This window comes from Cupriavidus phytorum, from assembly GCF_003254285.1.
GTDB lineage: Bacteria > Pseudomonadota > Gammaproteobacteria > Burkholderiales > Burkholderiaceae > Cupriavidus > Cupriavidus phytorum.
Map to the genome: position 1 here is coordinate 83455 of NZ_QKZN01000015.1, position 12186 is coordinate 95640.

General features: G+C 65.7%; 14 protein-coding genes. All 14 read left to right on the forward strand.

Going from position 1 to position 12186, the window contains the following annotated elements; genetic code table 11:
- Window positions 1-615, forward strand: a 615-nt coding sequence (locus tag C7416_RS25875; protein ID WP_258401155.1) for a methyl-accepting chemotaxis protein, incomplete at its 5' end; no start/stop codon positions are given.
- Between the two features lie 8 nt (window positions 616-623).
- The gene (locus C7416_RS25880; protein WP_111521526.1) at window positions 624-1358 is read left to right on the forward strand and encodes a DUF4088 family protein; all 735 of its coding nucleotides are present in this window, start codon (window positions 624-626) and stop codon (window positions 1356-1358) included.
- 481 nt (window positions 1359-1839) lie between these two features.
- Window positions 1840-2157 carry a flagellar transcriptional regulator FlhD gene (flhD, locus tag C7416_RS25885; RefSeq protein WP_010812713.1) on the forward strand — a complete coding sequence of 106 codons (318 nt, stop codon included), beginning with the start codon at window positions 1840-1842 and terminating at the stop codon, window positions 2155-2157.
- A complete protein-coding gene (gene flhC / locus C7416_RS25890) occupies window positions 2154-2759 on the forward strand; it encodes a flagellar transcriptional regulator FlhC (protein WP_018004719.1) in 606 nt (201 codons plus the stop codon). Before flhD ends, flhC begins: the two co-directional genes overlap by 4 nt.
- Window positions 2760-2878: 119 nt before the next feature.
- Window positions 2879-3742 carry a flagellar motor stator protein MotA gene (gene motA / locus C7416_RS25895; protein ID WP_012355101.1) on the forward strand — a complete coding sequence of 288 codons (864 nt, stop codon included), beginning with the start codon at window positions 2879-2881 and terminating at the stop codon, window positions 3740-3742.
- A gap of 34 nt (window positions 3743-3776) precedes the next feature.
- Window positions 3777-4754 carry a flagellar motor protein MotB gene (motB, locus tag C7416_RS25900; protein WP_111521527.1) on the forward strand — a complete coding sequence of 326 codons (978 nt, stop codon included), beginning with the start codon at window positions 3777-3779 and terminating at the stop codon, window positions 4752-4754.
- A gap of 55 nt (window positions 4755-4809) precedes the next feature.
- Window positions 4810-6816, forward strand: coding sequence for a chemotaxis protein CheA (gene cheA, locus C7416_RS25905; RefSeq protein ID WP_111521528.1), 2007 nt, complete (start codon window positions 4810-4812; stop codon window positions 6814-6816).
- Window positions 6817-6840: 24 nt separating this feature from the next.
- Window positions 6841-7335, forward strand: coding sequence for a chemotaxis protein CheW (locus tag C7416_RS25910; RefSeq protein WP_111521529.1), 495 nt, complete (start codon window positions 6841-6843; stop codon window positions 7333-7335).
- A 24-nt stretch (window positions 7336-7359) separates the two neighbouring features.
- On the forward strand, window positions 7360-8274 hold the full coding sequence (locus C7416_RS25915; RefSeq protein ID WP_181461319.1) for a CheR family methyltransferase: 915 nt from the start codon (window positions 7360-7362) through the stop codon (window positions 8272-8274).
- A complete protein-coding gene (gene cheD / locus C7416_RS25920) occupies window positions 8274-8924 on the forward strand; it encodes a chemoreceptor glutamine deamidase CheD (RefSeq protein WP_111521530.1) in 651 nt (216 codons plus the stop codon). Before C7416_RS25915 ends, cheD begins: the two co-directional genes overlap by 1 nt.
- A 22-nt stretch (window positions 8925-8946) precedes the next feature.
- Window positions 8947-10029, forward strand: a complete 1083-nt coding sequence (locus tag C7416_RS25925) for a protein-glutamate methylesterase/protein-glutamine glutaminase (RefSeq protein ID WP_111521531.1) — start codon at window positions 8947-8949, stop codon at window positions 10027-10029.
- A 69-nt stretch (window positions 10030-10098) separates the two neighbouring features.
- Complete coding sequence (gene cheY, locus C7416_RS25930) at window positions 10099-10485, forward strand: chemotaxis response regulator CheY (RefSeq protein ID WP_018004712.1); 387 nt, start codon at window positions 10099-10101, stop codon at window positions 10483-10485.
- 18 nt (window positions 10486-10503) lie between these two features.
- On the forward strand, window positions 10504-11139 hold the full coding sequence (cheZ, locus tag C7416_RS25935; protein WP_012355109.1) for a protein phosphatase CheZ: 636 nt from the start codon (window positions 10504-10506) through the stop codon (window positions 11137-11139).
- Window positions 11140-11763: 624 nt separating this feature from the next.
- A complete protein-coding gene (locus C7416_RS25940) occupies window positions 11764-12054 on the forward strand; it encodes a hypothetical protein (protein ID WP_111521532.1) in 291 nt (96 codons plus the stop codon).
- Window positions 12055-12186: the final 132 nt, after the last annotated feature.

Consider the following 12186-nt stretch of genomic DNA (forward strand, 5'->3'; position numbering starts at 1 on the left):
CGCAGCCTGGCGCAGCGCAGCGCCAACGCGGCCAAGGAGATCAAGGGGCTGATCGGCGATACGGTCGAGCGCGTCGACAACGGCTCGGCGCTGGTCGGCCAGGCCGGCAAGACCATGGATGAGATCGTGCAGGCGGTCAAGCGCGTGACCGACATCATGGGCGAGATCAGCGCGGCATCGGCCGAGCAGAGTTCGGGCATCGAGCAGGTGAACCAGGCGGTGGCGCAGATGGACGAGGTGACGCAGCAGAACGCGGCGCTGGTCGAGGAAGCCGCTGCCGCTGCCGGTGCGCTCGAAGAGCAGGCCAGCCGCCTGCAATCCGCGGTGGCAACCTTCCGCCTGGCCGCGGAGGACGAGCGCGCGGAGCGCTTCGAGGTAATGCCGGCCGCCGCCGCGGTGCCCGCCAAGACTCAACGCGCGGGCGCCGTGCGTGCCATCGCCGCAAGCAAGCGCGCTGCCAAGCTGCCCATGGCCAAGACCGAAGCCGCCAGCGCCGATGAAGCCCCGCACGACGCGGCCGAGCCGACGGCAGCCAAGCCGGCGTCGCGCGCAGCGGCGATGACCCCGCGTCCCGCGCTCGCCGCGGCCGACAACGGCGACTGGAGCGCGTTCTGAGTGTTGCCATGACGACCGATATCACCCTGGCCTTGCCGCAAGAGGACGCGGCCAGGCTGCGCAAGGAATTCGACCAGTTCATCGGGGTCTCGACCGGGCTCGACCGCGAGTTCCTGCCGCCCGAGTTCCATGACTTCCTGCGCGCGCGGCTGCTGCAGCATGACGGCCCGCTGACCGAGCGCGCGGTCTCGCGGCTGCTGTCCGGGGGTGAGTATGGCTGGGCGCGCCGCGTATTCGACAAGCAGTTGCCGAATGCGCTCGCGGCGCTGATGCGCGATGCCCAGCGCTTCGGCTTCGGCCTGGCGGTGCAGCCGGGATGGAGCGGCGAGCAGCGCCTCGCGCATGCACGCGAATGGGCGGCGCAGGTGCTGGCCGAGTGCGGCGCCGATAGCGCCTATACCGAGGCGCTGGCGACCCAGGTGGCGGCGTCGGCCGAAGACCTGCGCGCGCTGGAAGAGCGCATGCGCACGCCCGCCTGGCGCCTGGCCGAAAGCCTGCGCCAGCGCGCCTACGACCTGATGTACGCGCTGCAGACCGAAGACAACGAGGCCGCCGGCCGCGCGCGCGTGGGCGAGCTGCGCGGCATGCTGGGGCTGGCGCTGGAGTATGGCTCGATCCAGCCCGACGAGGCCTCGCGCGTGCTGGAGCAGGTGGAGCGCGTGCGGCCCGCATTGTTTCGCGAAGCGCCCGACGACGTGTTCGCACGGCTGGCGAACTGGCTGCGCCGATTGTTCGGACATTGAAATCAGGACCCTCGTCTTGCGCTGATGCCAGCCGGAGATTTCGGACAGTATTACGAACGCCGTGTACGGCGATACACTCCGCGCGGCCGTCGTCAATAGAGGAATCCAGCAGGCTACCAACGCCGTGCCAGCGCGTTGATGCAGAGGACGTTTGCTCGTGCCGTTTTGAGCGAAATCAAAAGTCAGAGGTGTGACTTGTTACAAAATGTGCAGGGCCAATGTATGTTTCATGCGACATTTGGTTCCCCCCCGCGTAAGTAGGGATTGGCATTGCGGGGCGAATGCCGATATAAACGTAACAGTCTTACTTACACTCTGTAACACTTGTAACGGAGTTGATTACAGTTGGACTTGGGCGTAGTTCCTTAGTCGTACGTTGTACCCGCCCAGCCGCAAACAAACGATCTGGTCGCCGGGCCCGCCAGGGCAACGGTAAGCGCCGGACAAGCGGCTACGGTGGGTTTTTGGTAGCGGGGATAAATTGGAAAGCAGTGAAGTTCTCCAGGAGATCAGGGAGGTTAACCTCGCCTATCTGCTGCTCGCGCAACGCCTGGTGCGCGAAAACCAGGTCGAAGCCATGTTCAGGCTTGGGGTCAGCAAGGAAATTGCGGATATCCTTGCCAAGCTGACCTCAGCGCAACTCGTCAAGCTCGCGGCATCCAACATGGTGCTGTGCAGGTTCCGCTTCGACGACCACGCGCTTCTCTCAACTCTCACCCACACGGCCAAGAGCCATGACATGCAGCAGATCCACGCCGCGATCCTGCTCGCACGTCAGCCTGTGGAGTCGCTCAATTGACCGCACTCCTGCAGGCCGAGCCAAACCGGAGTTACACGGCCACCTCCGTTCCCAGCCGCAAGAGCGTGCTCCAGGACGCCAACCAGACCCAGCTCGCGATCGAGCTGATCGGCCTGGGTGCGCGCCTGCAGGTGCTTGAAGCCGAGACCACGCTGTCGCGTGACCGGCTGATACGCCTGTACAAGGAGCTGCGCGGCGTCTCGCCCCCCAAGGGCATGCTGCCGTTCTCGACGGACTGGTTCACCACCTGGCTGCCGAATATCCACTCGTCTCTGTTCTTCTCCGCGTACCAGTTCATGGTGCAGGAAGGCGAGACCGTGGGCATCCGCGCGGTGGTGGCCGCCTACCGCCTGTACCTCGAGCATGTTTCGCTGCTCGGCGGTGAAATTGTCTTAAGTTTCACGCGGGCCTGGACGTTAGTACGGTTCTTCGAGAGCAACATGCTGCAGCTGTCCCGGTGCACGTGTTGCGGCGGACAGTTTGTCACGCACGCGTATGAGCCGCACGCAAACTTCGTGTGCAGCCTGTGCCGTCCGCCGTCGCGCGCAGGGAAAGTGAAGAAGCTCTCGAAAGACGCCGCCGCCGTGCAGACCAACGCCTGATCCTGGTCAAGGTCCGCCGGCTGGCAAGCTTGCTGCGCTGGCGGACGGATTCTCTCCGTGCGCCCGTGCATCGGGCCAATGAGCGTGGCTGACGCGCGTTTTTAGACGGGGATCCGATCGTGCTAGTAGTTCTTGGCTATGTCGTCGTGGTAGCGGCGGTGCTTGGCGGTTACGCCATGACCGGCGGCCATATGGGCGCGCTGTATCAACCTGCGGAAGTGGTGATCATCGCGGGCGCCGCCATCGGCGCCTTCATCGCCACCAATACCGGCAAGGCCATCAAGGCCACCGCGCGTGCGCTGCCGGGCCTGTTCAAGAGTTCCAAGTACAAGAAGGAGCTGTACCTGGACGTCATGTCGCTGCTGTACGTGCTGCTGTCCAAGGCACGGCGCGAGGGCATCCTGTTCCTGGAAAAGGAAATCGCCGATCCCGCCGCCAGCAGCGTGTTCAGCCAGTACCCGCGCATCCTGTCGGATCCGGTGGTGATGGAATTCCTCACCGACTACCTGCGCATGATGGTCAACGGCAACATGAACGCGTTCGAGATCGAGGCCCTGATGGACCACGAGATCGAGACCTTCCGCCATGAAGCCGAGATCCCCGCCCATGCGCTGTCGCGCGTCGGCGATGGTCTGCCCGCGTTCGGCATCGTCGCCGCGGTGATGGGCGTGGTCCATGCGCTGGGTTCGGCCGACCTGCCGCCGGCCGAGCTGGGCGCGCTGATCGCGCACGCCATGGTCGGCACCTTCCTCGGCATTCTGCTGGCCTACGGCTTTATCTCGCCGCTGGCCGCGCGCATCGAGCTGCAGGTGTCCGAGAACGTCAAGGTCTACGAGTGCATCAAGGTGGTGCTGCTGGCCTCCCTGAACGGCTATGCGCCGCTGGTCGCGGTGGAATTCGGCCGCAAGGTGCTGTACTCCACGGTGCGTCCGTCGTTCCTGGAGCTCGACGACCACGTGCGTGAAGTGAAGAGCCTGAACTAAGGCAGCCGACAACGCACGCAGCAAGGGGCACCACATGAGCAGCGCACACGATATGCGTCCGATCATCGTCCGCCGGGCGAAGTCGCACGCCAGGCCGCACGGCAACCACAGCTGGAAGATTGCCTACGCCGACTTCATGACGGCGATGATGGCGCTGTTTCTGGTGCTGTGGCTGCTGTCCAGCGCCAACAAGAAAACGCTGGAAGGCATTGCCGAATACTTCCGCATGCCGCTCAAGGTCGCCATCGTCGGCGGCGAGAAAAGCAGCCAGTCGCCCAGCGTGATTCCCGGCGGCGGCATGGACGTGATGCGCAAGGACGGCGAGATCATGCGCGCGCACGACAACGACCCCAGCGACGAACAGCGCCGCAACGAACAGCAGGAAGCGCAGCGCCTGCGCGCGCTCAAGCAGCGCCTGGAACAGATCATCGAGAACAACCCGGTGCTGCGCCAGTTCCGCCCGCAGCTGCTGCTGGACATCACCAGCGAAGGCCTGCGCATCCAGATCCTGGATACGCAGAACCGCCCCATGTTCCGCACCGGCAGCGCCATGGTCGAAAGCTATATGCGCACCATCCTGCGCGAGATCGGCCCGGTGCTGAACGAGCTGCCCAACAAGGTCAGCCTGTCCGGCCATACCGACGCCGCCAACTATTCCAACGGCGAGCGCACCTACAGCAACTGGGAGCTGTCCGGCGACCGCGCCAACGCCTCGCGCCGCGAGCTGATCGCGGGCGGCATGCAGGAAGGCAAGGTGCTGCGCGTGCTGGGACTGGCCGCGACCATGCCGCTGGACAAGCAAGACCTGCTCGCGCCGATCAACCGCCGCATCAGCATCGTGGTGCTGAACCAGAAGGCGCAGGCCCGCTTCGAGGCCGAGAACGCCAGCGCCGCCGAGGTCACGGTGGCGGCGCAGGCCGGTAAGGCCGCGCAGGAAATGCAGGCAGGGTTGGCGGCAGCGTCGGCCCCGGCAGCGGCATCAGCCGCGCCGGCATCGGGCAGCAAACCATGACGCAGGACCGCTGCCGCAGCGTGCCCCGCGCCGTAACCAAGTGACTCAGGACGCCATGTCTGTCGATATCGATATCACTCAGTTTTACCAGACCTTCTTCGAGGAAGCCGAAGAGCTGCTCGTTGAAATGGAGCAGCTGCTGCTCGGCCTGGACATCGAGGCGCCCGATGCCGAGCACCTGAACGCGATCTTCCGCGCCGCGCATTCGATCAAGGGCGGCGCCGCCACCTTCGGCTTCGCCGCGCTGACCGAGACCACCCATATCTTCGAGAACCTGCTGGACCGCACGCGCCGGCAGGAACTGGCGTTGACCAGGACCATCATCGACACCTTTCTGGAAACCAAGGACGTGTTGCAAGACCAGCTCAACGCCTACCGCAACGGCACCGAACCCGATCCGGAAACGCTGGCGCGCATCTGCGCCGTGCTGCAGCAGCTGGCGCAGGAAGCCGCCGGCCATGACGCGGCCCCGGCTCCTGCTCCGGCGCCCGCCCCTGTCGCAGCCGCCGCCCCCGCAGCAGCACACGCCGGCGGCGGTTTGAAGATCCGCCTGATCAAGGTCTCGGCCTCCGACCAGGCGCTGCTGCGCGAAGAACTGGCCAACCTGGGCGAGATCACCGGCCAGCAGGAAAGCAACGGCGAACTGGTGGTGTGGCTCAACACCCAATGCAGCGCCGACGACATCATCGCGGTGTGCTGCTTCGTGATCGATGGCGACCAGATCGTGATCGAAGCCGCGGCCGATGCGCCGGCGGCGGCGCCGGCCCCGGCAGAGGCTGTCGCGCCCGCGCCCGCGCCGGTGGCTGCCGCACCCGCGCCGGCCCCCGCCGCGCGCGAGAAGGCCAAGGCCGCCCCGGCCCCCGCCCCCGCGCACGGCGAAGGCTCGATCCGCGTGCCCACCGAGAAGGTCGACCAGATCATCAACCTGGTGGGCGAACTGGTGATCACGCAGTCGATGCTGGCGCAGACCGCCTCGTCGCTGGACCCAGTGCTGTTCGACCGCCTGTTCTCCGGCATGGGCCAGTTGGAGCGCAACGCGCGTGACCTGCAGGAAGCGGTGATGTCGATCCGCATGATGCCGATGGACTATGTGTTCTCGCGCTTCCCGCGGCTGGTGCGCGACCTGGCCAGCAAGCTCGGCAAGCAGATCGACCTGGTTACGTTCGGCAAGGCCACCGAGCTCGACAAGAGCCTGATCGAACGCATCATCGATCCGCTGACGCACCTGGTGCGCAACAGCCTGGACCACGGCATCGAAACCCCTGACAAGCGCGTCGCCGCTGGCAAGGACCCGACCGGCCAGCTGATCCTGTCCGCGCAGCACCATGGCGGCAATATCGTCATCGAAGTCAGCGACGACGGCGGCGGCCTGAACCGCGAGCGCATCCTGGCCAAGGCCATCCAGAACGGCCTGCCGGTGTCCGACACCATCACCGACGAGGAAGTCTGGCAGCTGATCTTCGCGCCGGGCTTCTCCACCGCCGAGGTCATCACTGATGTGTCTGGCCGCGGCGTCGGCATGGACGTGGTCAAGCGCAACATCCAGGAGATGGGCGGGCACGTGCAGATCAGCTCGCGCCCGGGCCTGGGCACCACCATCCGCATCGTGCTGCCGCTGACGCTGGCGATCCTGGACGGCATGTCGGTCAAGGTGGGCGAAGAGACTTTCATCCTGCCGCTGAACTGCGTGATGGAGTCGCTGCAGCCCAAGGCCGAAGACGTCCATACCGCCGCCAACTCCGACCGCGTCATGCACGTGCGCGGCGAATACCTGCCGCTGCTGGAAATGCACCGCGTGTTCAACGTTGCCGACGCGCTGCAGGAACCGACCCAAGGCATCGCCGTGATCCTGCAGGCCGAAGGCAAGCGCTTCGCGCTGCTGGTGGACCAGCTGATCGGCCAGCACCAGGTGGTGCTGAAGAACCTGGAAACCAACTACCGCAAGGTGCCGTGCATTTCCGCGGCGACCATCCTTGGCGACGGCAGCGTGGCGCTGATCGTCGATGTCGGCGCGCTGCAGCGCACCGGCGTGCGCCGGCAGGAACCGGCGCTGCAGCAGTAATCGATCACAGGAGAACAAGACATCATGGCCGGCATCGGACACATCGATACCCCCGGAAGCGACGCTTCGGGCCAGGAGTTCCTGGTCTTCACGCTGGGGTCGGAGGAATACGGCATCGACATCCTCAAGGTGCAGGAGATCCGCAGCTACGAGACCGTCACGCGCATCTCCAGCGCGCCCGACTTCATCAAGGGCGTGACCAACCTGCGCGGCGTGATCGTGCCCATCGTCGACCTGCGCCTGAAGTTCCGCCTGGGCAACGTGCGCTACGACCACCAGACAGTGGTGATCATCCTCAACGTGGCCGGCCGCGTGGTCGGCATCGTGGTGGACGGCGTGTCGGACGTGCTGACGCTGACCGGCGACGCGATCAAGCCCGCGCCGGAGTTCGGCGTGTCGATCTCGACCGAGCACCTGACCGGCCTGGGCACCATCGACGGCCGCATGCTGGTGCTGATCGACATCGAGAAGCTGATGACCAGCCCCGAGATGGCGTTGGTCGAAGCCGAATACGCCTGATCCCGCATTACCGAAGCACAGCCCATGACGCCGTTCCGCAACGCCGCCCCCGCGCACACCGGCCCGGTCGCCGCGCCGGCCGCCCTGCTGCGGCGCGACGACGCGCGCGACTTCCTGCTGACCGAGCGCGACTTCGAGCAGATCCGCACGCTGATCCACCGGCGCGCCGGCATCTCGCTTGGCAGCCACAAGCGCGAGATGGTCTACAGCCGGCTCGCGCGCCGGCTGCGCACGCTGCAGCTGACCGACTTTGCCTCGTACCTGGCGCTGCTGGAAGCGGACGACCACTCGCCGGAATGGGAGTTCTTCACCAACGCGCTGACCACCAACCTGACCTCGTTCTTCCGCGAGGCGCACCACTTCCCGCTGCTGGCGGAGCATGCCAAGCAGGCTGGCCGGCCCTACAGCGTCTGGTGCTCGGCCGCGTCCACCGGCGAAGAACCGTACTCAATCGCCATCACCCTGGCCGAGGCGCTGGGCGACCGCGCCGGCACCGTGCTGGCCACCGACATCGACACCCAGGTACTGGCCAAGGCCCGCAGCGGCGTCTATTCGGCCGAGCAGGTGGCGCGGCTGTCGCCGGAACGGCTCAAGCGCTTCTTCCTGAAGGGCACCGGCCCGCGCACCGGCTCGGTCAAGGTCAAGCCGGAACTGGCCGCCACCATCGCGTTCGAGCCGCTGAACCTGCTCGCGCCCGACTGGGGCATCCGCGAGCAGTTCGACGCCATCTTCTGCCGCAACGTGATGATCTACTTCGACAAGCCGACCCAGGGCCGCATCCTGGAGCGCTTCGTGCCGCTGCTCAAGCCGCACGGGCTCTTGTTCGCCGGCCATTCGGAGAACTTCTCCTACGTCACGCGCGCGTTCCAGCTGCGCGGGCAGACCGTCTATGAACTGGCACCGGGCGCGCTGTCCGCGGCCGGCCGGGGCAGGCCGTAATGCGCACGCCCCACCTGCCCGAAGCGCTGGCCACGCGCACCTACTTCGACCGCGAGTTCGGCAAGCAGGCCATCAAGCTGCTGCCCAACGAGTACTACGTGACGCGCGACGACGTGGTGCTGACCACCGTGCTGGGCTCTTGCGTGGCCGCCTGCATTCGCGACGAGGTGGCCGGCGTCGGCGGCATGAACCACTTCATGCTGCCGGACGACGACGGCAGTGCCGACCGCATGCTGTCCGCATCGATGCGCTATGGCAGCTATGCGCTGGAAGTGCTGATCAACGAACTGCTCAAGATGGGCGCGCGCCGCGAGCGGCTCGAGGCCAAGGTCTTCGGCGGCGGCGCGGTGCTGGCCAACATGACCACGCTGAACATCGGCGACCGCAACGCCGACTTCGTGTTGCGCTACCTGAAAGCGGAAGAGGTGCGCGTGGCGGCGCAGGACCTGCGCGGCCCGCATGCGCGCCGCGTCAGCTATTTCCCGATCGGCGGGCTGGCGCTGGTGCGCCGCCTGACCCGGCAGGACGACCAGGTTTCGGTGGCGCGCGAGGAACGCGCGCTGGCGCGGGCCATTGCCACCTCGGCGCGCGAACCATCGCGCTCGCCGGAACTGTTTGCGCGGCAGACGTACTCGCGCCAGCTTCCCTGAACCCCTACAAGCACGACCAATCATGACTGCCGCCAAGATCAAGGTGCTGTGCGTGGACGACTCCGCGCTGATCCGCAGCCTGATGACGGAGATCATCAACAGCCAGCCCGACATGGAAGTGGTCGGCACCGCGCCGGACCCGCTGGTGGCGCGCGACCTGATCAAGCGCCTGAACCCCGACGTGCTGACGCTCGATGTCGAAATGCCGCGCATGGACGGCCTCGACTTTCTGGAACGGCTGATGCGGCTGCGGCCGATGCCGGTGCTGATGGTGTCATCGCTGACCGAGCGCGGCTCCGAAATCACCATGCGCGCGCTGGAGCTGGGCGCGGTGGACTTCGTCACCAAGCCCAAGCTGGGCATCCGCGACGGGCTGCTCGAATACACCGACACCATTGCCGACAAGCTACGCGCCGCATCGCGCGCACGCGTACGCGCGGCCACGCCAACGGCCGCGCCCGCCGCCACCGGCACGGCCCCCGTGCGGATGCTGCGCAGCCCGCTGCTGTCGACCGAGAAGCTGATCATCCTGGGCGCTTCCACCGGCGGCACCGAGGCGATCAAGGAATTCCTGATGCCGCTGCCGCCCGACAGCCCCGCGGTGATGATCGTCCAGCATATGCCGGCCGGCTTCACGCGATCATTCGCGCAGCGGCTGGACGGCCTGTGCCGCATCACCGTGAAGGAAGCCGAGCACGGCGAGCGCGTGCTGCCGGGCCATGCGTATATCGCCCCTGGCGACTCGCACCTGCTGCTGGCGCGCAGCGGCGCCAACTACGTTGCGCACCTGTCGCAGGAGGCGCCGGTCAACCGCCATCGCCCGTCGGTGGATGTGCTGTTCGATTCGGCCGCGCAGCACGGCGGCAAGAACGTGATCGGCGTAATCCTGACCGGCATGGGCAAGGACGGCGCCCGCGGCATGCTGCGCATGCGCGACGCCGGCGCCTACAACCTGGCGCAGGACGAACAGAGTTGCATCGTATTCGGCATGCCGAAGGAGGCGATTGCCGCCGGCGGCGTGCATGAAGTCGTGCCCTTGCCGGCGATGACCCAGCGCGTCATGGCGCGCCTGGCCACCTACGGCACGCGCGCGCAACGGGTCTAAGCGAGCCGGCAAGCCGAAACAACAAAGCCGGACCCACCAGCCATCACTGCATTTACTGGAGTCTTTAAAGTGGACAAGAACATCAAGATCCTGGTCGTGGACGATTTCCCGACCATGCGCCGGATCATCCGCAACCTGCTCAAGGAGCTGGGTTTCGTCAACGTCGAGGAAGCCGAAGACGGCGCCGCCGGCCTGGAAAAAGCCAAGGACGGCAGCTTCCAGTTCGTGATCTCCGACTGGAACATGCCCAACATGGACGGCCTGTCGATGCTGCAGGCCATCCGCGCCGACGCCAACATCGGCAAGATCCCGGTGCTGATGGTCACCGCCGAGGCCAAGAAGGAAAACATCATCGCCGCGGCCCAGGCCGGCGCCAACGGCTACGTGGTCAAGCCCTTCACGGCCGCCACGCTGGACGAGAAGATCACCAAGATCTTCGAGAAGCTCGGCGGCTGAGGCGGAGGCGCGTTTGTCATGACCCCCACCCTGAGCAACGATTCCGCCGAACAACTGATCCTGCGCATCGGCAACCTGACGCGCATGCTGCGCGACAACATGCGCGAGCTCGGCCTGGACAAGGAAATCGAGCGCGCCGCGCAAGCCATCCCCGACGCGCGCGACCGCCTGAACTACATCGCCGCGATGACCGAGCAGGCCGCCGAACGCACGCTCAACGCGGTCGAACTGGCGCAGCCGATCCAGTCCGACATCGAACAGCAGGCCGAAACGCTGGATAAGCGCTGGGCCGCCTGGTTTGAAAAGCCGGTGGAACTGGCCGACGCCCGCTCGCTGGTACTGGACACCCGCGCCTTCCTGTCCGAGGTACCCGGCCAGGCCCGCGCCACCAACAGCCACCTGCTCGACATCATGATGGCGCAGGACTTCCAGGACCTGACCGGCCAGGTCATCAAGAAGATGATGGACATGATCCGCGCGCTGGAGCAGGAACTGCTGCAGGTGCTGATCGACAACGTGCCGTCAGAGCGCCGCGTGGAAGTGCAGGCACCGTCGACGCTGATGAATGGTCCGCAGGTGAATCCGGAAGGGAAGCCGGATGTGGTGTCGGACCAGGCGCAGGTGGATGATTTGTTGGCGAGCCTGGGGTTCTGAGGGTTGAATAGCCTGCGGCATTTCGCGGTGCCACGTGTTTTCTCCCCTCTCCCGCAAGCGGGAGAGGGAGTGCACAATCGGGATCTGAAAAGCCTGCGGCATTTCTCTGTGCCGCGTGTTTGCTCCCCTCTCCCGCTTGCGGGAGAGGGGCGGGGGAGAGGGCCAGCGCATCCACGAAGTCAACCGCATGAACATGCGCACCGCTTCATCCCGGCAATCCGGCGATGAGCGGTTTTTAAGAGTTTGCCCATACTCGCCCTTGCTGCCTCTCTTCATACTGGGTTCGTCGCTGCGTCGTGGCGACCGGGTTTAGCAGCCCGGAGAAAGAGTCGAGCGTCCGCCTGCTGGCGGTATGCTTACGTTTGCCGTGCCTGCGCACGCCCCTTCTTTGGGCGGGCCTTGGCAGGGGAGCCTTCGGGCTCGCCGGCTTTCGTCTCTTTCCCGGTCTGCTACCCTGCCTTGTGCCCGCCCACCCCAATCAGCACCTGGGGAGCGGGACTGAACCTGTATGGTTAGGGGGCATTCCCATGCTTCAGTTCTTACTTGCCCATTCTGGGCGATTGGCAATCTCCAGTACCTTCACAATGCAGCGGCGCGCGCTAACCGCGTATGTGGAGGTGCGTCATGTATAGCCATAGTCATCACGGTATTACTGCGGAACACAATGGTGTCGATATGCTTGTGACCGCTCATAGTCCGGGGGAGAATCCGCTGAGTCTCGCGGTGCAACGGGCGGCGCAGCTTCATGGGCTATTGCTCATGGCTAGTGAGCATGGGGCTGTTAGTTTGGAGCCGGTGGATTTGGAGCAGGGGGTTTGGGAGGGGTTGCTTTCCCTTGCAGCTACGCTGGCGCATGAGACGCAGGTGTTGAGTGAGTTGGCGGTGGTGGAGGGACAGGGGTTGGAGGTTGCATGAAGCTAGGCGGGGCGCTCAGTCGTGAAGTTGGCTGCCGCCTCGTCTTGGAAGCGCTGGTCCCTGGGGTTGCGTTCACAGCGTGCATGGATCGCGCTAGGACGTCGGCTCAGATCGTGAGCCGTTTGCGACGGC

Coding starts and splice junctions, on each gene's coding strand:
- C7416_RS25880 (WP_111521526.1), top strand. CDS start 624: ATGACGACCGATATCACCCTGGCCTTGCCGCAAGAGGACGCGGCCAGG.
- motB (WP_111521527.1), top strand. CDS start 3,777: ATGAGCAGCGCACACGATATGCGTCCGATCATCGTCCGCCGGGCGAAG.
- cheA (WP_111521528.1), top strand. CDS start 4,810: ATGTCTGTCGATATCGATATCACTCAGTTTTACCAGACCTTCTTCGAG.
- C7416_RS25910 (WP_111521529.1), top strand. CDS start 6,841: ATGGCCGGCATCGGACACATCGATACCCCCGGAAGCGACGCTTCGGGC.
- C7416_RS25915 (WP_181461319.1), top strand. CDS start 7,360: ATGACGCCGTTCCGCAACGCCGCCCCCGCGCACACCGGCCCGGTCGCC.
- cheD (WP_111521530.1), top strand. CDS start 8,274: ATGCGCACGCCCCACCTGCCCGAAGCGCTGGCCACGCGCACCTACTTC.
- C7416_RS25925 (WP_111521531.1), top strand. CDS start 8,947: ATGACTGCCGCCAAGATCAAGGTGCTGTGCGTGGACGACTCCGCGCTG.
- cheZ (WP_012355109.1), top strand. CDS start 10,504: ATGACCCCCACCCTGAGCAACGATTCCGCCGAACAACTGATCCTGCGC.
- C7416_RS25940 (WP_111521532.1), top strand. CDS start 11,764: ATGTATAGCCATAGTCATCACGGTATTACTGCGGAACACAATGGTGTC.